The organism is Aquisediminimonas profunda (assembly GCF_019443285.1).
Lineage (GTDB): Bacteria > Pseudomonadota > Alphaproteobacteria > Sphingomonadales > Sphingomonadaceae > Aquisediminimonas > Aquisediminimonas profunda.
This window is the reverse complement of sequence record NZ_CP080327.1, coordinates 229,968-250,317: the sequence shown is the minus strand read 5'-3', so window position 1 is coordinate 250,317 and position 20,350 is coordinate 229,968. Positions and strand designations below refer to the sequence as shown.

The 20,350-nt window shown below is 59.8% G+C and carries 21 protein-coding genes; 12 read left to right on the top strand and 9 right to left on the bottom strand.

Going from position 1 to position 20,350, the window contains the following annotated elements; genetic code table 11:
* The first annotated feature begins 2 nt into the window (after positions 1-2).
* The 4 genes from K0O24_RS01270 to K0O24_RS01255 are packed head-to-tail and all read left to right on the top strand — an operon-like array spanning position 3 to position 2,356.
* Positions 3-410 carry a VOC family protein gene (locus tag K0O24_RS01270; RefSeq protein ID WP_219894038.1) on the top strand — a complete coding sequence of 136 codons (408 nt, stop codon included), beginning with the start codon at positions 3-5 and terminating at the stop codon, positions 408-410.
* A gap of 2 nt (positions 411-412) precedes the next feature.
* The gene (locus tag K0O24_RS01265; protein WP_219894037.1) at positions 413-1,027 is read left to right on the top strand and encodes a 2-hydroxychromene-2-carboxylate isomerase; all 615 of its coding nucleotides are present in this window, start codon (positions 413-415) and stop codon (positions 1,025-1,027) included.
* Entirely contained in the window at positions 1,024-1,827 is an 804-nt protein-coding gene (locus K0O24_RS01260; protein ID WP_219894036.1) for a crotonase/enoyl-CoA hydratase family protein, read from the top strand. The genes K0O24_RS01265 and K0O24_RS01260 overlap by 4 nt, the downstream gene beginning before the upstream one ends.
* A gap of 19 nt (positions 1,828-1,846) precedes the next feature.
* Positions 1,847-2,356 carry a GNAT family N-acetyltransferase gene (locus tag K0O24_RS01255; RefSeq protein WP_219894035.1) on the top strand — a complete coding sequence of 170 codons (510 nt, stop codon included), beginning with the start codon at positions 1,847-1,849 and terminating at the stop codon, positions 2,354-2,356.
* Here K0O24_RS01255 and K0O24_RS01250 read toward each other — a convergent pair.
* Entirely contained in the window at positions 2,353-3,006 is a 654-nt protein-coding gene (locus K0O24_RS01250) for a hypothetical protein (protein WP_219894034.1), read from the bottom strand. The genes K0O24_RS01255 and K0O24_RS01250 overlap by 4 nt on opposite strands.
* A gap of 2 nt (positions 3,007-3,008) precedes the next feature.
* Positions 3,009-5,006: a threonine--tRNA ligase gene (gene thrS, locus K0O24_RS01245; protein WP_219894033.1), complete on the bottom strand. Its 1,998-nt coding sequence runs from the start codon at positions 5,004-5,006 to the stop codon at positions 3,009-3,011.
* A 117-nt stretch (positions 5,007-5,123) separates the two neighbouring features.
* Here thrS and K0O24_RS01240 point away from each other — a divergent pair, with 117 nt between their 5' ends.
* The gene (locus K0O24_RS01240) at positions 5,124-6,554 is read left to right on the top strand and encodes an amidase (RefSeq protein WP_219894032.1); all 1,431 of its coding nucleotides are present in this window, start codon (positions 5,124-5,126) and stop codon (positions 6,552-6,554) included.
* On the opposite strand, the gene K0O24_RS01235 is transcribed toward K0O24_RS01240, so the two are convergent.
* A complete protein-coding gene (locus tag K0O24_RS01235) occupies positions 6,551-7,402 on the bottom strand; it encodes an LD-carboxypeptidase (protein WP_219894031.1) in 852 nt (283 codons plus the stop codon). The genes K0O24_RS01240 and K0O24_RS01235 overlap by 4 nt on opposite strands.
* Positions 7,403-7,406: 4 nt before the next feature.
* Positions 7,407-8,288: a KPN_02809 family neutral zinc metallopeptidase gene (gene ypfJ / locus K0O24_RS01230; RefSeq protein ID WP_219894030.1), complete on the bottom strand. Its 882-nt coding sequence runs from the start codon at positions 8,286-8,288 to the stop codon at positions 7,407-7,409.
* Positions 8,289-8,462: 174 nt separating this feature from the next.
* Here ypfJ and K0O24_RS01225 point away from each other — a divergent pair, with 174 nt between their 5' ends.
* The 5 genes from K0O24_RS01225 (at position 8,463) to K0O24_RS01205 (ending at position 14,110) form a co-directional block, all read left to right on the top strand.
* A complete protein-coding gene (locus tag K0O24_RS01225) occupies positions 8,463-11,069 on the top strand; it encodes a M1 family metallopeptidase (RefSeq protein WP_246611087.1) in 2,607 nt (868 codons plus the stop codon).
* Positions 11,070-11,081: 12 nt separating this feature from the next.
* A complete protein-coding gene (locus K0O24_RS01220) occupies positions 11,082-11,867 on the top strand; it encodes a 3-hydroxybutyrate dehydrogenase (protein ID WP_219894029.1) in 786 nt (261 codons plus the stop codon).
* A gap of 56 nt (positions 11,868-11,923) precedes the next feature.
* A complete protein-coding gene (locus K0O24_RS01215; RefSeq protein ID WP_219894028.1) occupies positions 11,924-12,550 on the top strand; it encodes a DUF4893 domain-containing protein in 627 nt (208 codons plus the stop codon).
* A 61-nt stretch (positions 12,551-12,611) separates the two neighbouring features.
* Entirely contained in the window at positions 12,612-12,806 is a 195-nt protein-coding gene (locus K0O24_RS01210) for a hypothetical protein (protein ID WP_219894027.1), read from the top strand.
* Complete coding sequence (locus K0O24_RS01205; RefSeq protein ID WP_246611086.1) at positions 12,803-14,110, top strand: amidohydrolase; 1,308 nt, start codon at positions 12,803-12,805, stop codon at positions 14,108-14,110. The genes K0O24_RS01210 and K0O24_RS01205 overlap by 4 nt, the downstream gene beginning before the upstream one ends.
* 115 nt (positions 14,111-14,225) lie before the next feature.
* Here the strand turns inward: K0O24_RS01205 and K0O24_RS01200 are convergent, their stop codons facing one another.
* The 5 genes from K0O24_RS01200 to glmM all read right to left on the bottom strand — a co-directional run bounded on the left by K0O24_RS01200 (position 14,226) and on the right by glmM (position 18,391).
* Entirely contained in the window at positions 14,226-15,341 is a 1,116-nt protein-coding gene (locus K0O24_RS01200; protein ID WP_219894026.1) for a site-specific DNA-methyltransferase, read from the bottom strand.
* A gap of 155 nt (positions 15,342-15,496) precedes the next feature.
* Complete coding sequence (locus tag K0O24_RS01195; RefSeq protein ID WP_219894025.1) at positions 15,497-16,081, bottom strand: ribonuclease HII; 585 nt, start codon at positions 16,079-16,081, stop codon at positions 15,497-15,499.
* The gene (gene thiD / locus K0O24_RS01190) at positions 16,078-16,830 is read right to left on the bottom strand and encodes a bifunctional hydroxymethylpyrimidine kinase/phosphomethylpyrimidine kinase (protein WP_219894024.1); all 753 of its coding nucleotides are present in this window, start codon (positions 16,828-16,830) and stop codon (positions 16,078-16,080) included. Before thiD ends, K0O24_RS01195 begins: the two co-directional genes overlap by 4 nt.
* Positions 16,827-17,051: a DUF1272 domain-containing protein gene (locus K0O24_RS01185; protein WP_219894023.1), complete on the bottom strand. Its 225-nt coding sequence runs from the start codon at positions 17,049-17,051 to the stop codon at positions 16,827-16,829. Before K0O24_RS01185 ends, thiD begins: the two co-directional genes overlap by 4 nt.
* Complete coding sequence (gene glmM, locus K0O24_RS01180; RefSeq protein ID WP_219894022.1) at positions 17,051-18,391, bottom strand: phosphoglucosamine mutase; 1,341 nt, start codon at positions 18,389-18,391, stop codon at positions 17,051-17,053. The genes K0O24_RS01185 and glmM overlap by 1 nt, the downstream gene beginning before the upstream one ends.
* A 143-nt stretch (positions 18,392-18,534) precedes the next feature.
* Between glmM and K0O24_RS01175 the strand changes: the two genes are divergently transcribed.
* Positions 18,535-19,377, top strand: a complete 843-nt coding sequence (locus K0O24_RS01175) for an SH3 domain-containing protein (RefSeq protein WP_219894021.1) — start codon at positions 18,535-18,537, stop codon at positions 19,375-19,377.
* A gap of 70 nt (positions 19,378-19,447) precedes the next feature.
* Positions 19,448-20,347 carry an acyl-CoA thioesterase gene (locus tag K0O24_RS01170; protein ID WP_219894020.1) on the top strand — a complete coding sequence of 300 codons (900 nt, stop codon included), beginning with the start codon at positions 19,448-19,450 and terminating at the stop codon, positions 20,345-20,347.
* Positions 20,348-20,350: the final 3 nt, after the last annotated feature.

Genomic DNA, 20,350 nt, shown 5'->3' with positions numbered 1-20,350 from the left:
CCATGAAGGTCAATGCAATCGATCACGTCAATATCATTGTCGCAGATCTCGACGCTACGGCAACATTCTATGCCGAAGTTCTGGGGCTGGATCGGCGCAATGGTCCCCCTCCGCTCCCGCCGACGCAGGTCCAGTGGATGTACGACGACGCGGGGCGGCCGGTCGTTCACATCAACAGTCTGGATTGCCCGCGCGCCTATGATCGAGAAGTCTCAGCCGGGCCGACGGGCGCGATTCATCACGTCGCGCTCAACTGTTCGGGCTACGAGGAAATGCAAGCGCGGCTCGACGCCCGCGGCATTGATTATGCGAAAAACCATATCGCCTCGATCGGACTCAGTCAGATATTTCTCCGCGATCCCAATGACGTGGTGCTTGAGCTCAATTTCTATGGCCAGACGGCAAGCTGACAATGGCACATCTTGAATTCTTTTTCGACCTGTCGAGCCCCTGGACCTATCTCGCGTTCGCCAACGTCGAGGGCGTGGTCGAGCGGGCCGGCGCGACGATCACATATCGACCGATCCTTGTGGGTGGCGTGTTCAATGCCGTCAATCCGGCGGTCTATGCCGCGCGCGAAAGCGGGGACAACCCGCGTTTCCGGCACAGCTGGAAAGTCCTGAAGGATTGGGCGCGGCTTGCCGGGGTGACAATGCATTTCCCCAATCAGTATCATCCCGCAAAGAGCGTGCACGCCATGCGCATGGCCACAGCACTCGAGGGTGACCAGAAGGCTTTGCGCGCATTTGCGAGGGCCGCATTCGAGGGGTTCTTCGGAGGTGGGGAGAATCTGGATGACCCAGATACGCTTGAACGGTTTGCGAATTCTGCCGGACTGAACGGCGCGGCAATTCGTGCGGCGTCCGTCACCGATGAAAACAAGGCCAGGCTGCGCGCCAATACCGACGAACTGATCGCGCGCGGGGGCTATGGCTCACCGACGATGTTTGTCGATAGGGATGATATGTATTTCGGCAACGACCAGCTGCCGATTGTCGAGGCCGCATTGAAGAGGAGTGCTGCATGAAGGACCGCGTTTCGATCACCATGCTGGATGGGGGCATAGCCGATGTCCGGTTGATCCGCACAGACAAGATGAATGCGCTTGATGCTGCAATGTGGGCTGCCCTTGTCGAAGCCATCGAAACGCTTAAGGCAACGCCGGGATTGCGCGTCGTCGTGCTGTCTGGCGAGGGCCGTGCCTTTTGCGCAGGGCTCGACCTTTCGAGCCTTCAGGCGGAACGTGATCCGGGCGCAAGCAGCGCGGGGGGCACACTTGCTGACCGGACAAACGGCATCGCCAACAATGCGCAATATGCAGCCTGGGGATGGCGTGAGCTTCCCGTTCCGGTCATTGCTGCCGTGCATGGCGTGGCCTTTGGCGCTGGCAGCCAGATCATGGCGGCAGCGGACATCCGCTTTGTCCATCCAGATACGCGGATCGCGATCATGGAAATGAAGTGGGGTCTCGTCCCTGACGTGGCTGGAATGGCGCTCTGGCGCACGCAGGTTGCAGATGATGTGCTGCGGGAAATGATTTACACGAACCGGCAGTTCAACGGTCATGAAGCCAAGGCCATGGGCTTTGCCACCCATGTTTCGGACGATCCTCTGCAGAGCGCGCTTGAGCTCGCGCAGGTCATTTCAATGAAAAATCCCCATGCAGTGCGTGGCGCAAAGCGCCTGTGCAACATGTTGGCAGATGCAACCGATGCCGAAATCCTGCAGGCGGAGAGCGATGAACAAGTCAAGGTGATACGGACACCGAACCAGATTGAAGCTGTGATGTCCGAAATGGAGAAGCGGAAGCCGGTCTTTGCCGAATAGCCAGCCAATTTCGGAACGAGTGACGCTCGAGAGGATTGCAGAGTCTGATCGTTCGCTGATCGACGGATTGGCGCAATTCTATATCTACGATTTTTCCGAGATGAGTCCGATCTCGGACACAGACTTCGACTTCGGGCCTGATGGCCGCTTTGGGGATTTGCCTGGGATTGACGATATTTGGCAGGACGACTGCGCAATTCCCTTTGCCATTCGCTATGAACGCCGCGTGGCGGGTTTCATGCTGATCGATAATCACTCCCATCGCGATGGTGGTTTTGTCGAGCGCAATATGAGCGAATTTTTCGTGGCCCGGCAGTTCCGTCGTCGAGGCGTTGGTGTAGAGGCGCTCCGGCAAGTGCTTGAGGCTTTTCCCGGGCGGTGGGAAGTGGCTGTGGTCGCACGAAATACAGCAGCCAAGTCCTTCTGGCCGCGAGCGATTGCTGCAGCAGCCAATGTTTCCGGCCTCACCTGCGTCGAAGGGGACAGCGCGCACTGGACCGGTCCGATCTGGTGTTTCGACGCAGCCTAACGCGCTGCACGGACATACCTCAGTTCCCCGCCGTTGCGATGCATGACCAACGCCCGGTCTTCCACATCGACTGGCGTTCCCTGAAAATCGAAAACGTCAATGTCATTCGGGGTAAGGGTGAAATGAAGCGCGTTGCCTGCTTCCAGGTCGATCGGATAGCGCGGGGAAGCCACGCCGTGAATCGGTTCGGCAAGCTCAATCCACACCGGCGTTCGCGGTTCATCGGGCGAAAGCGACCAGCCGTCTTCTTGGGTGTAGCCATTGATTGGGTCGCCCGATGCGAAGCCGATCCTGAAATCGATCCCGGCTATTCCGCGACCGTCCGGCCAGGCGACCAGCAGCGAAAACTTGGCATCTCTGGTCTTCGAGGGCGCGTCCAAAGCAAAAGCGGCCGGGATCGGCTTGGGATCCGTATAGAGCCGGATGCCGCCGTCTGCGCGCGTCCAATGCCCTGCTGCATGTTCGTCAAGCGCGCCATAGTAGAGGACATATTCGAAATGTCCGTTTGCTTCGATGACCAGTTCGGACGCGAGATCGGGGCCTGCGGCAGCACGGTAGTGCCCGACCGGATCGGGGTCTGCACCGCTCGCCAAAACAGACATCGGGAGGGAGGCGGCCACAAGCGCAAGTGCGCACATAAGCCGCCCCATTTTCATCCCCTGAGATCGGGAGGCGTCGCTTCGGCCTTCAGCATGGCAATGGCCTCATCAAGGCTCATGATCCGTTGACCGTCTGAACCGAGCGTGCGGATTGCTACCTTGCCCTCTTCGGCTTCGCGCATCCCGACCACGAGCAGATGCGGGACTTTCGCGAGCGAATGCTCCCGAACCTTGTAGTTGATCTTCTCGTTGCGAAGGTCGATGTCGACCCGAATGCCAGCTGCCTTAAGCTTCTCGACGCAGGCTTTGGCATAATCATCAGCATCTGAAACGATGGTTGCGACTACGGCCTGGACGGGCGCGAGCCAGACCGGGAAACGCCCGGCATGGTGTTCGATCAGGATGCCAATGAAACGCTCATAGGTGCCCAGAATGGCGCGGTGGAGCATGACTGGCCGGTGTTTTGCGCCGTCTTCGCCAACATAGGTCGCGTCCAGCCGTTCCGGCAGGACGTAGTCGAGCTGGATCGTGCCGCACTGCCAGGTTCGTCCGATGGCGTCGGTCAGGTGAAACTCGAGCTTGGGCGAATAGAATGCACCTTCGCCCGGAAGTTCTTCCCAGCCATAGGCCTCCGTCGCGCGGCCCGTGGCGACAACCGCATTGCGCAGGTCAGCTTCGGCCTTGTCCCACATCTCGTCCGTGCCGAAGCGCTTTTCGGGGCGTAGCGCGAGCTTGATGGCGTAGTTCTCGAAGCCGAGATCCTTGTAGACACTGTCGAGCAGGTCGCAGAACAGCCGCACCTCCTCCACGATCTGGTCTTCGCGGCAGAAAATGTGGCCATCATCCTGCGTGAATTGGCGGACGCGCATGATTCCATGGAGCGCGCCATGCGGCTCGTTCCTGTGACAGCAGCCCATTTCGGCCATGCGCAGCGGCAGGTCGCGATAGGATTTGATGCCCTGACGGAAGATCAGGACATGCGCCGGGCAATTCATTGGCTTCAGCGCCATCAGGTCGCCCTCGCCGGTCAATACCGGGCCTTCGTCCTCGGTATTCGGAACCTCATCGGGGACGATGAACATGTTTTCGCGATATTTGCCCCAGTGGCCCGACTGCTCCCACTGGCGTGCGTCCATGATCTGGGGCGTTTTGACTTCGACATATCCGCCGCCATCGATCCGGCGCCGCATGTAAGCCTCAAGCTGGCGCCAGACCATATAGCCGTTCGGGTGCCAGAAAACCGAGCCATGTGCTTCGGACTGCAGGTGGAACAGGTCCATTTCCTGCCCGATCTTGCGATGGTCGCGTTTCGCCGCTTCCTCCAGCCGGACAAGATGCGCATCGAGCTGCTTCTTGTTGAGCCAGCCTGTGCCGTAGATGCGCGAAAGCTGCGGTTTGGTCTGGTCGCCGCGCCAATAGGCGCCCGAAACGCGGGTCAGCTTGAAGGCCTGTGGATCGAGCTTGCCGGTCGAGGCCAGATGCGGCCCGCGGCACATGTCCATCCAGTCGTCACCTGACCAGTAGACGCTCAGTTCCTCGCCCTCGGGTAGCTCTGCCGCCCATTCGGCCTTGAAGGTTTCGCCTGCCTTTTGCCAGCGCGCAATCAGGTCGGCCCGGCTCCAGACCTCACGGCGCAAGGGCTTGTCAGCCGCGATGATGCGGCGCATTTCCGCTTCGATTGCCGGAAGATCATCTTCAGTGAATGGTCGATCCGATGGCGAAAAATCATAATAGAAGCCGTCATCCGTTGACGGACCAAAGGTGATCTGCGTGCCCGGAAACAGGCTCTGCACGGCTTCAGCCAGTACATGGGCAAAATCGTGACGGGCCAGTTCGAGCGCATCGCTCTCATCCTTGGCCGTAACAAGCGCGAGGCTTGAATCGCTTTCAAAGGGTCGCCCCGCATCCCGCAATTCCCCATTGACGCGCGCAGCGAGTGTGGCCTTGGCAAGGCCCGGCCCAATGGCTGCCGCAATATCGGCAGGGGTCGCGCCCGGCGCCACTTCGCGCACGGAGCCATCGGGAAGCGTGATCCTGAACATCTGTGACATGGTCGCCCCTATGGCGGGACGGGCGAAAAGAGGCAAGCTGCTGAGGTGACCGTCGCGGATTGTCTTTGGCTTGTCCCCTGCCTAGCCTGTTGCAAAACAACCGGAGGGGATTCGAACGTGGCAATAACGGATTACGCCAAACATGACGGGCTGGGCCTTGCCAAGCTGGTTCACAAAAAAGAGGTCAAACCTGTCGAACTCGTCGATGCAGCCATTGAGCGGATCGAGCGGCATAACCCGGCGCTCAATGCGATTGTCTGGACCATGTTCGAACGCGCGCGCGACATGGCGAAAAAGAAGCTACCCGATGGCCCGTTCAAGGGCGTGCCTTTTCTTCTCAAGGATATCATGGGCCATATGGAAGGCGTGCCGAACCGGGATGGTAGCCGGCTTTCGCCGGACATGCCGTCCCCGATCACGTCGGAGCTGGTTCATCGTTACCTTGCGGCGGGTCTGATCCCGCTTGGCAAGACAAATGTCCCTGAATTCGGGCTGGTGCCAACGACCGAATCCAAGCTGTACGGCCCTGCGCGCAATCCCTGGAACGTGGGGCATTCGACCGGGGGGTCATCCGGTGGATCGGGGGCGGCGGTCGCATCCGGCATGGTGCCGATGGCGCATGCCAATGATGGCGGAGGATCGATCCGCATCCCGGCTTCTGCTTGCGGGCTGGTCGGGCTCAAGCCGACGCGCGCGCGCAACCCAATGGGCCCGCTGGTGGGGGATGTGATGAGCGGGTTGGCTGCCGAGCACATCGTCTGCAGAACGGTCCGCGATTGCGCGGCCATGCTGGACGTGACAGCAGGCCCCGGGCTGGGCGATCCCTATTTTGCACCCGAAGGTCCCAAATCATGGCTGGCGGCGAGCCGCAAGGAACCCGGAAAACTGCGGATCGCCGTTGCGACCACGCGCCTCGATGGCACGCCTTTTCATCCCGAAGTGACGGCCGGCACCTTGGCTGCTGCAAAACTGTGCCGGCAACTGGGGCATCGGGTCGAGGAGGCCTCTCCCAATGTGGCGCAGGAGCAGATGATCGGCGCCTTCATGACGCTCTGGACAGGCGGACTTGCCATGCAGGTCGACATGCTGTCCGCAATGACGGGAACCAAGCCCGGACCAAGGACACTCGAGGGGCTGACGCTTGGGCTTTATGAGGCCGGAAAGTCCGTGACCGCATCGCAATATCTGGCCGCTGTCCATCAGATGCAGACATTGGCCCGTGCGGTCGCTGCCTGGCATCACCGCTATGACATCTGGATCACACCGGTCCTGTCCACGCCACCCATTCCGCTTGGCACAATCGACTTCAGTGAACGCGATCCGATGAAGGGCTTTGCGCCAATCATCGACTATGTGCCCTTCACTGCGCTCCAGAATGCAACAGGACAGCCCGCTATCGGCCTTCCGCTCCATATGACTGCTGATGGCCTGCCCGTCGGAATCCAGTTCGTCGGTCGTTTGGGAGCCGAAGCGCTCCTGCTCCAGCTTGCACGGACGATCGAAAAGGCAGCGCCCTGGAAACATCGCCATCCGTCGGTCTGGAACTAGCCGAACGGCACGACCGTATTGGCTGCGTCATGGCCGATGTCGGCGCGACCAAGCCAGGGAATGCCCGAGACAGCGCACCAGTGTTTCGTGATTGCCACTTCATCGAGCACAAAATCGGGGTCATTGTCCGGAACGGCACTGCAACGCCCAAGGCTGATCCCTGCGACCCTGCGCACGTGCGGGTTCGACGTGATGTGGAACAGGCTCCGGTCGATCCTGTACATATACTCGCCAATCTCCTCGATCATGAGGATATGGTCGGTCAGGTCAGGCTGGAGCGGCGTTCCGAGAAGCTGGCTGAACACAGTCAGGTTGAACGCGGCATAGGTGTTCAAAGGCCCCGTCAACGGCGGAGCGAGGTGCAATTGGCTGTGCGCCTCGAGTCTCACGGTGGGCTTGGCCGGATTGAGGAGCCAGTCGAGACCCCGCAGCACGGCCGCTTCACCGCCATCCCGGTTCAGGTCTGACGGCATCGGCCCGTGCGCCACACGCCCGATGCCGCGCGCGTAAAGGCCAGCAAGCAGGAACCCTGCATCGCTGTAACCAAGGTAGAGCTTGTTGCGCGCCGCCGGCCCCATCGCCCGGATTGCCGGTTCCGCCACGCGGCACGCGCCATAGCCTCCGCGGGCAAACCAGATGGCATCGATGGAGGCATCATTGGCCAGTTCCACAAGCGCGTCGATCCGCGCCTGGTCTGGCCCTGCAAAATGGCCTTCCGACAGGAAGCATTGAGGATGGATGACGAATTCGGGCGCCAAGTCTCCAAGCGATGCTTTGGCGAGGTCCGCAAGGCGCGCAGGAATGGTCGCATCAAGCGTGCAGGACGGGGCGACGATTCCGATCTTCACAGATTTATCGCCCAAATGTGTCGCATTGTGCAGGGTCGCCGCTTTCCAGTCCCTTCTTGAGCCAGGTCATCCGCTGCTCAGCCGAACCATGGGTGAAGCTCTCGGGCACAACAACACCCTGTGATGCCTTCTGCAGCACGTCATCGCCAATCTGGTGCGCAGCACGCAGGCCTTCCTCGACGTCGCCGGGTTCCATCCTTTCCCTGTTCTGTGCAGCCCAGACGCCGGCATAGCAATCGGCTTGCAATTCCATTGCAACCTGAAGCTTGTTGCCTTGCGTCCGACTGGCGCTTTGGTGGGCGGCCTGAACCTTGTCCGCAACGCCGGTCAGTTTCTGCACATGGTGGCCGACTTCATGGGCAATCACATAGGCTTGCGCAAAATCTCCAGCAGCGCCGAAGCGCTGTGTGAGTTCGCCATAGAAGTCTGTGTCGAGATAGACGCCTTCATCGGCAGGGCAATAAAACGGCCCCATTGCCGATTGCGCAGCACCGCAACCGGATTGCCCGCCGCCGGTGTAAAAGGCGATGTGCGGTGGATGGTATTGCCCGTCGGGGAAGAGTTTTGACCAGGTCAATGTCGTCGATTTGAGCGTCTGGCAGGAAAACTTGCTTGCCGCGTCCGCATCGCACCCCTTGCCAGCGCTGCTCGACTGACCCTGGGGTGCAATCTGCGTTGGCGACGAGCCCATATCGCCGCCCAGAATCTGCATCGGATTCACGCCAAAGACCAACGCGACGATGATGACCAGCGCAAGCGTGCCGCAGCCCATTTGACGGCCAAGCGGCAATCCCCCGCCGCCCATGGGAAAGCCGAAGCCGCCACGACCTGACCCGCGCTGATCGTCCACCTCGACATCCGATGTGTCCATATCGTCCAGTCGCATCGGCTACACTCCCACCAACTCCGTTCGGCAATCATGGCGTCTCCGGCAAGGGGCGTCGAGCGGAAATTGCGGGCCTTCGCTTGGCGCAATGATGCATCCGGCAAGGGCCGCTGGCGGGTAGCTGGTTTGAACGTCAGCCCATCTTGCCCTTATTCCATTGGAGCCAGTTCCCGTATGCGCCTTAATTCTCTCGTTCGGCTTGGTTCGATTCTGCTTTCTGTTTCATTGCAGGCAGGAATGGCGAGTGCCGAGACAGGGCGGCTTCCGCAAGGGGTGACGCCAATAGCCTATGATATCAGTGTTGCGCCTGATGCCACGAAGCTCACCTTTGCTGGCGAAGAGACGATTTCCATCGACGTTGCGGCGCCGACGACCGTGCTTACGCTTAATGCTGCGGATTTGATCATCGCGTCTGCCGTGCTCGACGGTTCGGTTCAAGGAAAGATCAGCGTCGATGCTTCGTCGCAGACGGCGTCCTTCACCTTTGCCCAGCCAGTGGGTCAGGGGCGGCATGTGCTCAAACTGGCCTGGTCGGGCAAGATCAACCAGTCCGCGGCGGGGTTCTTTGCGGTCGATTACAAGGAGGTCGACGGGAAGGATGCACGGATGCTTGTTACACAGTTCGAAGCGCCGGATGCCCGGCGGTTTGCTCCGATGTGGGACGAGCCGGCGCTGAAGGCAAAGTTCAGGCTCTCCGCGCTGTCGCCTTCCGGACAAACAGCTTTTTCAAACATGCCGGTAGCGTCAAAGGAAGAGACGACAGCCGGAACACTGTGGCATTTTGCTGAAACACCCAAAATGTCGACCTATCTGCTCTTCCTCGGCATAGGTGACGTTGATCGAAAGACAGTGATGGCCGGCAATACTGAAATCGGCATCATCACGCGCAAGGGCGTTGCGGATCAGGGTGACTTTGCGCTTGCCAATGCGAAGCGGCTGCTCGCCTACTACAACGATTATTTCGGGACTCCCTATCCGCTTCCCAAGCTCGATATGATTGCGGCGCCGGGTTCCAGCCAATTCTTTAGTGCGATGGAAAATTGGGGAGCTATTCTTTATTTTGAACGCACGGTTTTGCTTGACCCCAAGCTCCAGACCGAAGGCCAGAAACAGGACGTCTTCGACGTCGTTGCGCACGAAATGGCGCACCAGTGGTTCGGGGATCTCGTCACCATGTCGTGGTGGGACGATCTCTGGCTCAACGAAGGTTTTGCGTCCTGGATGGCGTCAAAGGCGGCGGATGATCTGAATCCTGAATGGCAACAGCTTACCCAATCACTTGCGAGCTCACGCCAAAGTGCGCTTGGCCAGGATGCGCTGGTGACAACGCACCCGATCATTCAGCGTATCGCAACGGTCGAGCAAATTTCGCAAGCGTTTGACGGAATCACCTATCAGAAGGGAGCAGCAGTGATCCGGATGCTTGAGGGATCGGTTGGTGCTGATGCATTCCGGGATGGCGTGCGCCGCTACATGGCGAAGCATGCCTTTGGAAATACAGTAACGGACCAACTGTGGACCGAAGTGGCGGCGACTTCGGGCAAGCCGGTGGTGCCGATGATGCACAGCTTCACGCTGCAGGGCGGCGTTCCCCTGATCAGGGTGGGCATTCCCAAATGTGTTGCGGGCAAGGCAGTGCTGCCGCTTACCCAAGGCAGATTTGCGCTCGATGTGGGCTCAAGGGTTCCGCAGAATTGGATCGTCCCGGTCCGGCTTCGGCAGGGCGGAGCCACGAAGGAAATGACCGTCAGCGGCGCAAAGCAGAGTACCGCCAGCATCGAAGGCTGCGGACCTGTTGTCGTCAATGCAGGACAGAGTGCCTACACCCGCACACAATATACGTCCGCGCATCTGGCGTCGTTGATAAAGAACTTCGCGACGATTTCGCTCGATGATCAAGTCGGGATTGCCGCTGACAGCTATGCGCTGGCATCGGGCGGCTACCAATCGTTCGACGCCTTTTTCGACCTTTTGGAGGCGACGCCCATCGATGCGGCACCCCTTCTCTGGACCTTTTTGACACACCGGCTGAGCGCAATGGATGAGGCGATGAAGGGGTCGCCTGCCCAAATAGCCTTTCGCAAACGCGCGGCAAAACTCCTCCGACCTCTTTTGGCCAGAACCGGCTGGGAAGCCAAGCCTGGGGAGCCGAGTGCCGTGGCATTGTTGCGGGACACGCTGATTCCAACTTTGGGCCATTTGGGGGATGCAGCAGTTGCTGGAGATGCAATGCGTTACGCCGAGGCCGCCCTCAAAACCGATTCGCAGGTGACCGGGTCGATCCGTGAGGCAGCGCTCAATATCTGGGCCTATCAAGCGGACGCGGCTCGCTGGGAAATGCTTCACCAACGAGCAAGGACAGAAACGGGGCCGGTCGCGCGGCAGCAATTTTATTATTTGCTTGGAAGTGCGCGCGACCCGGGCCTTGCCCAGAAAGCACTAACGCTTGCCTTGACCGACGAAGCGCCGGTGCCGACGCGCACCTTGATCATTTTTGCGGTGGCTCAAGAGCATCCCGAAATGGCCTTCGATTGGGCCGTCATTCATGCCGATCTGGTGAATGCACTCGTCGAGGAAAGTGCAAAGGCCAACTTCATTGTCCGACTCGCCCGGCTGTCCAGTGATCGTTCCCTTGCAGGTCGTGTTCAGGCCTTTGCCTTGAAGGCACTCCCGCCAAGCGCCCGCAGCGATGCAAATTCAGCCATCTCCCGGATCAACTTTCGGGCGGACTTGCGTGCGCGGCTGGCCCCTGCGATTGGAGCATGGATCAAAGCCCAGTAAGAAAGGCCATCCATGTTCCTCAAAGGCAAGACAGCGCTCGTCACCGGTTCAACTTCTGGCATCGGAGCGGCCTATGCGGCGGCGCTTGCCGCCGAAGGCGCCAATGTGATGATCAACGGATTTGGAGACGCGACAGCGATTGCGGAGCAATGTGCTGCTCTCGCGGCATCAAGCGGTGCGCGTGCCATCCACAATGGAGCCGACCTGACCATTGCCGAACAGGTCATAGCGATGGCGGAGGCCTGTGCGGCCGAATTTGGTGGTGTCGACATCCTCATCAACAATGCAGGCATCCAGCATGTATGTCCGGTCGATGAGTTTCCGGTCGACAAGTGGCGGCAGATGCAGGCCATTATGGTCGATGCACCTTTCCTTTTGATCCGGTCTTGCCTGCCTTACATGAAGGCGAAAGGCTGGGGTCGTATCATCTCGACAGCGAGCGCACATGCCAGCGTCGCCAGCCCGAACAAGTCCGCCTATATTGCTGCCAAACACGGGGTACTCGGCCTGACCCGGGGCGTGGCGATGGAAGTCGCCGAAAAGGGCATCACTGTGAATGTCATTTCGCCAGGCTATGTCTGGACGCCTCTGGTTGAAAATCAGATCCCCGATACGATGCGAACGCGGGGCATGACGCGCGAACAGGTGCTCAACGATGTCCTGCTGGCCGCCATTCCGCAGCGCAAGTTTGTCATGCCGGATCAGGTCGCAGCGATGGCGGTTTTTCTCTGCACTGAAGGGGCAAGCGCGATCACAGGTGCAAATCTCGCGGTCGATGGGGGCTGGACCACGCAATAGGCTCTTAGATGCGGCCCGCTCGCCTGCTATCCAGTAAGCGAGGGAGAGAGGGTCGCATGTCCTCCGCACGGGTTTGTATCAGTGTCGCGTTCAGTTTGATTGCAGTAGGTGGACCAGCTTGGGCAGGCCGCGATTCCGCGATCACGCCGCTCGACTGGAAGCATGTTGCCACGCCTGCCGACATGGATCGCATCAAGTCCTGGCGCACCGCATTCGTAAAGGCGTTGGACAACGCGCGTGCGCGCGGCAATGGCGCCAATATTGCGATTGAAGGCGCCCTGCTCGATCCTGACGCGGCGATGGGCGGGGCGGGACCGGCGCCAGGGCAATATCGCTGCCGCGTGATCAAGCTCGGGACAAAGTCTCCTGCCATGCCCGCCTTTACCGTATACCCCGAATTCGCATGTACCGTCGCGGATGAAGGCGAAGTGATGAGCTTTGCAAAGATTGGAGGATCGCAGCGCCCGGTCGGTCTCATCTTTCCCTGCGATGACCGCCGCCAGATTTTTCTTGGGACTATGATGTTGGGTGATGAGACGCGCCCTATGGACTATGGCCGTGACGCAATGCGGGACATGGCCGGTGCGGTTGAAAGGATCGGGCCTAATCGGTGGCGGCTGATCCTGCCCTATCCCAATTTTGAATCTGTCATGGACGTGATCGAATTGGTACCGCAAGCCTGACTTGGTGTTTGCGCCTTGTGCGCCTATGATTTCCGCATTCAGAATCATGAAGGGTGGAGACATGATCTTACTGACAGTTCTGGCTGTGGCGACGACGCAGCCCCCTCAAATCGCCAGATCTTCTGACTGCAAGCCCATGCTGACACTGGCCGCGCGCGAACGCGATGTCGCTGAAGCGCCGAATGACTCGGCACAGCATCGTTCCGAACAACCGCCCCGCCCAAAGCGGCGTTGCATGACATTGGCCAGCGCGTGAAAGCATTCCTGGCGCTGGCAGCGGTCCTGGCTGCCGCACCCGCATCGGCAGAAACCGTCCGCGATGCTGTGGCTTTGGACATGCCATCGCTTATGGCGATATATCGGGAACTTCATGCCAATCCGGAGCTGAGCTTTGAAGAGGTCAAATCCTCGGCCCGCATGGCAGCCGAGGCGCGCAAGCTCGGCTTCGAGGCGACGACCGAAGTTGGCGGTCATGGCGTCGTTGCTGTCATGCGCAACGGGCCCGGCCCGACCTTGCTTATCAGGGCAGATATGGACGCCCTTCCGATCACCGAGCAGACGGGGTTGCCGTTTGCCTCCAAGGTCAAGGCGATCGGTGCAGGCGGGGTGGAGACGGGCGTCATGCATGCCTGCGGACACGATACCCACATGACGGCGTGGATCGGCGCTGCCCGGCGGCTGTCCGCGATGAAGTCGCAATGGTCTGGCACGCTCGTGATGATTGGCCAGCCCGCCGAAGAACGTGTGGCAGGCGTAAAGAAGATGCTTGAAGACGGGTTGTTCAAACGCTTCCCCAAGCCCGATACCGTGATAGCATTCCATGACAATTCCGGGCTGCCGGCTGGTGTGATTGGCTACACCGATGGACCTGCGCTCGCCAATGTTGACGGGATCGACATCAAGGTTCGCGGCGTCGGCGGGCATGGCGCAGTTCCGCAACTGACGCGGGATCCGATCGTGCTGGCTGCCCGTATTGTGACCTCGCTCCAGACCCTTGTCTCGCGCGAGACAAGTCCGTTTGATACAGCCGTCGTGACGGTCGGCAGCTTTCATTCCGGTTCGAAGCGCAATATCATTTCGGATGAAGCCAACCTGCAGCTGACTGTGCGAACCTATTCACCGGCAGTGCGGGCGCATCTGCTGGATGGCATCTCGCGCATTTCGCGTGGGGAAGCGATTGCTGCGGGTTTGCCTGACGATCTTATGCCGATTGTGACCAAAGACGGGGAATCTGCCGACGCAACATTCAATACGCATGACCTCACAATGCGGATGGCGCGTCTCTTCACCGATCGCTTTGGTCCGGATCGCGTGAAGCCGGTGCAGGCGTCAATGGCAAGCGAGGATTTTGGCGTCTTCTATCTGACCGACACATCGATCCAGAGCCTCATCTTTTGGGTCGGCGGTGTTCCGCAAGACAAGTGGGATGCCGCAAAGGGTGATATTGCCAAACTCCCTTCGCTTCATTCACCCTATTGGGCACCAGATGCTGAAAAGGTCATCGCGACAGCCAGCGAAGCTTTGACGGCCGCTGCATTGGACATACTGGCCAAACAATAGGCTAGTCGGTGCTGGGAAGGACAACCAGCATGCCGCCGGGAGTGGTGAGGTTCAGGACGGAGCCATTGGCGTTGACTGGGCTGGACACCATTTCGCGCGATTATCGCGCTACAGACTAAGGCTGCGTGGCGAGCAAATAGGTCTGTCGCAGCGCATCGATCGGCTTCAGCCCGTCGTCTGCTTCATAATGCCAGAAGGTCCAGCCGTTGCAGCTTGGTGCCTTTTGCAGCGTTGCACCGAGTTTGTGGATCGAGCCGGCGTCGGTTCCAATTGCCAGCGACCCATCGGCCCGGACTGTTGCACCCCAACGTCGCTTGATGTCCCACAGCTTTGCGCCCGGCTGGAGATAGCCGGTTTCGACAAGCGTGCCAAAGGCAACCCGAGGCGCTGCCGTGGGCGATTGCATTGTCGTGACGGCTGACTCGTCAAGTGGAAGCGCGGCGGCAATCCGTTCCTCTGCAACATCGATATAGTCCTGCTCGCGCTCGATACCGATGAAGTGGCGCTGGAGCCGCTTTGCGACAGCTCCGGTCGTGCCTGTGCCGAAGAACGGGTCCAGCACCACATCGCCCGGCTGGGTGCACGCGAGAAGGATCCGATAAACAAGGGCTTCCGGCTTTTGCGTCGGATGGGCCTTGGTGCCATTTTTCCTGATACGCTCTTGCCCGCCGCAGATCGGGAACGACCAGTCGGACCGCATCTGGAGTTCATCGTTGAGCGTTTTCATCGCACGATAGTTGAACGTGTAGCGTGCGTCTTCCGACTTTGAGGCCCAGATCAGCGTCTCATGGGCGTTGGTAAAGCGCGTGCCCTTGAAATTGGGCATCGGGTTGGATTTGCGCCAGATGATGTCGTTGAGGATCCAGAACCCCTCATCCTGCAAAACGGAACCGACGCGAAAGATGTTGTGATAGGATCCGATCACCCACAGCGTACCGTTGGGCTTCAGGATGCGGCGGGCTTCAGCCAGCCAGGCATGCGAAAAGGCATCATAGACGGCATTGCTGTCAAACTTGTCCCAATCGTTATCGACGGCATCGACGCGACCGCCTTCAGGGCGAAAGAGGTCGCCACCAAGCTGGAGGTTGTATGGCGGGTCGGCAAAGACCATGTCTACGCACGCATCGGGAAGGGCGCGCATCGCGGCCACACAATCGTCACGCAGGATCCGGTCAAGCGGCAGCTTGGCTGCGGCGATTGCCGGTTTGCGGACCCGTTCCAAAACCCCCATTCAACACCCCTTTCGATGCACGAATGTCCTGCCTCGATCATGCAGACTCCGACGTCAAGACAGAGGGTTAACGATCAAGGTTAACGAATTCGTTAACCTTTGGCGGAACGGAAAGAGTCCCCCACGAGATGTTGATCGATTTGGAGCGTCGGGACTCAAACTGTGGTGGTGTGACCAGTTTGACTCACTGGCCAAAAATATTTGGCGACCGGTGCAAAAGAACGCCGGTGAAGCGGCGTAGGGCCCAATTCGTGCAATGCGGCAAGATGCGCGGCCGCGCCATAGCCCTTGTTGCGGGACCAGCCATAGCCCGGAAATTCTCTGTCTGCGGCGATCATGATACGATCCCGATGTTCCTTGGCGATGATGCTTGCGGCCGAAATGCAGGCATGGATGGCATCGCCGCCGATCACTGCTTCCGCCCGGTAACGCCAGCGGGGCAAGCGATTGCCGTCAACCAGTATCCTTGCTGGCTCGACACCCAGCGCTTCAACAGCGCGCGCCATCGCAAGCAGGGTCGCTTGCAGGATGTTGATTCGGTCGATTTCCTCGACCGAAGCCTCACCAATACCTACAACGCAAGTTTCAAGGATCTTGGCCTCAAGCGTGGCGCGGCGGGGGGGTGAGAGCTTCTTGCTGTCGTCAAGGCCTTCAATGCCACGGTCGCACAAGATAACCGCAGCAGCAACGACGGGCCCCGCAAGTGGTCCACGCCCAGCCTCGTCAACACCGGCGATCATCGGAAGTCCAAAACATTCTGCTGGCCCATCGGGCCATGGCCCGCACCCAGTCCAGGCGCTTCGATAAGGGCGAGCCGAACGAACGCTATTGCGCGCTCTATGGCAAGATCGATCGCCAAACCCTGACCCAGACCACAGGCGATGGCGCTTGCCAGCGTGCAGCCGGTCCCATGGGTTTGGGTGGTATCAATGCGCTCGCCGTGCCATTCGCGCACTTGTCCGCGCGGCGACATAAGCCGGTCTACAATGTCGTCGCCTTCGCCGTGCCCGCCCTTGACCAGAAGGTGACAGCCATGGGCCAGGATCGGCTTCGTTCCGCCAAGTGCCTCAAGTTCGGGAAGGTTGGGGGTTACGAGCGATGCTATCGCCATCAGCCGCTCAAATGCGGAAATGGTTTGCTCGTCAGCCAAACTGGCACCGCTTGTCGCGATCATGACCGGATCGAACACGATGGGCACCGTCAGGCGCTTCAAATAATCTGCGACGGCATTTGCCGTTTGGGCCGTACCGATCATCCCGATCTTGACGGCATCGACCCCGATATCACGCACGACAGCGTCGATCTGTGCGACGACCATCTTTGTCGGGATCACATGTACCGCGTCGACCCCGAGCGTATTCTGTGCGGTCACCGCCGTTACCGCAGTCATCGCATGGCCGCCGAGCATCGTGACTGTCTTGATATCGGCCTGAATGCCGGCGCCTCCGCCGGAATCCGAACCGGCGATGATGAGAATCCGGGCTGTCACCCTTTGAATTTTCGAACAGCACTTGCAGGAAACTTCTCGAGTTTTGCCTTGGCCCTTGTTGGGCGGTCGACCAGTTCCCCGCCGCAATTGGGGCAGCGATCATCCAGCGCGTCTGAGCAGTCCGCACAGAAGGTGCATTCGAAAGAACAGATGAAGGCGCCAGACAATTCCGCCGGAAGGTCGGCGCCGCACCGTTCGCAGTCAGGCCGCATTTCAAGCATCAGGCCGCGGCCTCCTGCACAGCACGACAAATGTCATCGACGAGGCGTGTCACCTGGTCGGCATCGTCGCCTTCGGCCATCACGCGGATGACCGGCTCGGTCCCTGAGGGACGGATGACCAACCGCCCCTTGCCATTAAGCTCACGCTCCGCATCGGCAATTACCTGCTTGACGCTGTCAGCCTCAAGTGGCCGCCCGCCAGAGAAGCGCACATTCTTCAGCAATTGCGGGACGGTATCGAATAGATGAAGCACTTCGCTTGCGGGCTTGCGCTGCCGGACAAGCTCGGCGAGCACCTGCAGCGCGGCCACCAGACCGTCGCCCGTCGTTGCATAGTCGGACAGTATGATATGCCCGGATTGTTCGCCGCCGACGTTGAATCCGCCACTCCGCATCCGTTCGAGGACATAGCGATCACCCACCGCCGTTCGCTCAAGGGTCAGGCCAATAGACGCCAGGAAGCGCTCAAGGCCAAGGTTGGACATGACAGTGGCAACCACGCCACTGCCCTTGAGGCGTCCCGCCTCTGACCAGCTTTTGCCGATGAGCGCCATGATCTGATCGCCATCCACAATGCGCCCCAACTCATCGACAATGATCAGTCGGTCTGCGTCGCCATCGAGCGCAATGCCAATGTCTGCACCCGACGCGACAACCGTTTCCTGAAGCAGGGCCGGCGATGTAGATCCACAATTGTCGTTGATGTTCGTGCCGTTGGGCGTGACGCCAATGGCGATGGTTTCGGCACCCAACTCCCAGAGGGCGGAAGGCGCAACCTGATAGGCCGCGCCATTTGCGCAGTCGATCACCACCTTCAGTCCGTCGAGCCGCAATTCTTCCGGGAAGCAGGATTTGGCGAAATGCGAATAACGCCCGCGAGCATCCTCGACCCGGCGTGCCCGCCCGATCCGCGCTGAGTCCACGAGCATGGGCGGATTCTCCAGGAGCGCTTCGATCGACCGTTCATCATCGTCCGAGAGCTTGTAGCCATCCGGTCCGAACAATTTTATGCCATTGTCGTAATAGGGGTTGTGGCTGGCCGAGATCATCACGCCCAAATCTGCACGCATTGAGCGCGTCAGCATCGCAACAGCAGGGGTTGGCATCGGGCCGACCTGGACGACATCCATCCCGACAGAGGTAAATCCGGCCACCAGCGCGTTTTCAATCATATATCCCGAAAGCCGCGTATCCTTGCCAATCACGACACGGTGGCGATGCTCGCCCCGCAGAAAATGGGCGCCTGCCGCCATCCCCACTTTCATGGCCATCTCTGCCGTCATGGCACCGGCATTCGTCCGCCCCCGAATTCCATCAGTGCCAAAGAATTTCCGGCTCATGCCAATCCACTCCATCAAACAGGAACGCTGTGCGCCCCGTCTTGCGACAAAAGTGGCATCAACGAAAGCCCATTTGCGGTTAAGAGAGGGTTCAGCGCCAGGTTTCTAGCGTGAAGGCAATTCTTGAACGAAGGGGATGGATCATGAAGAAAATCCTGATTTCGACTGCAGCGATTTCGTTGCTCGTGACGGGAACCGTCGCAAATGCCATCAACGCGACGCCAACCCCGGCAAGCACCACACCGGCCATGGAAGCAAGGGATAGCGGCGGCGGACGGAAGGTCGCCGGCATCGGCGGTATTTTCGGCTGCTCGGCAGAGGGTGACAAACAGACCATCGGAGCGGTTGCGGGTGGTGCGATTGGCGGACTTCTTGGCAACCGGATTGCCGGGCGAGGCAGCAGGACATTGGGCACGATCCTTGGCGGCGTGCTAGGCGCTGCTGCGGGCTCGGCACTCGGATGCAAGCTGCAGAAGGATGATCGGGCCAAAGCCGAACGCGCCCTCGAGCAGGCTGTGCTGACGGGCAAGGACCAGAATTGGCAGAGCGATCAGACCGGCGCCTCGGGCCGCGTTGAAGTTGCCCAGAATGATCAGGGCGTTGATCTTGCCAGCCTCCGACTGGCCTCGGGTGTCGAACCCGCAGAAGGCTATACAAAAGTCGCGGCTGCTTATGTCTCCACTACAAATGCCAATATTCGCAGTGCGCCGGGCACCGATTCCGCGGTCCTTGGGCGCCTCGTTTCTGGCCAGCGGGTGTGGGTGCCTGCAGCCGTCAAGGGCCAGCCGTGGGTGCTCGTTTCAGATCAGGGATTGGGGCAAGGCTATGTCTCTGCACCGCTCCTCAAGAAGGCGGTCAGTTCGTCGGTCGCCAATGGCTGTCGCGTCGTAAAACAGACGATTTCGCAACCGGGTGCGGCGGAGGAAACCGAAACACTTCAGGCATGCCGTAGCGCAAATGGCGAGTGGACAATGACCCGGGCTTGACCCGCGCCAGTTCGGCGCTTGCCTTGGGCGCGCTTGCGCCGATAAGGCGGCGCCGAAAAGGCAGAATCACATGATGAATTCCGAAGAAGCGGGCCCGTCTCCGCAGGCTCTGGTCGATGGGCTTACCCGGCTGCTGACGGTCGTACCGCAAGGCAATGACATTTTTGTTGGCAAGCGCCAGAAGGGCGGCGTGGGCCGCGTCTTTGGAGGCGAAGTGATTGCCCAGGCCCTGATGGCGGCTACAGCGGCTGTCGATCCGGACCGGCTTGCCCATTCGCTCCACGCCTATTTCCTGCGTGGCGGAAGCGAGGAGTCCGACATCACCTACCGCGTCGAACGCGATTTTGACGGCGGCAGTTTTTCCGCCCGCCGCGTGATTGCCGAACAGGACGGGCGCCCGATCCTCAATCTTGCCGCTTCTTTCCACAAGCTGGAATCCGGCGTTTCGCATCAGGATGCAATGCCCGAGGTGCCACCCCCAGATGATCTGCCGAGCGAAGCCGATCTGCGTCGTGCCGTGATCGACCAGATACCCGAGAGGCTGCGCCGCTTAATGACCCGGCCAAGGGCAATTGAATTCCGCCCGGTCGAGGCGCGCCACTGGATGAACAGCGAAAAGCGACCGGCTTTGACTCACAGCTGGTTTCGCACCGTCGCCACATTGCCTGACGACCCCGTCCTGCATCGTGCCGTGCTTGCCTATGTGTCCGACATGACGTTGCTTGGCACTTGCGCGCTGCCGCACGGCCTGAGCTGGCTGAAAGGTGAACTACAGAGCGCGAGCCTTGATCACGCGCTCTGGTTGCATGACGATTTTCGCTGTGACGAATGGATGCTCTATGTGACCGAAAGCCCTTGGGCTGGGCGCGCTCGGGGTTTCAATCAGGGCAGCATTTACACACGTGACGGTCGGCTGGTTGCCAATGTCGCGCAGGAAGGGCTCATCCGGAAAGTCACGCCCAAGCCGTGAGGG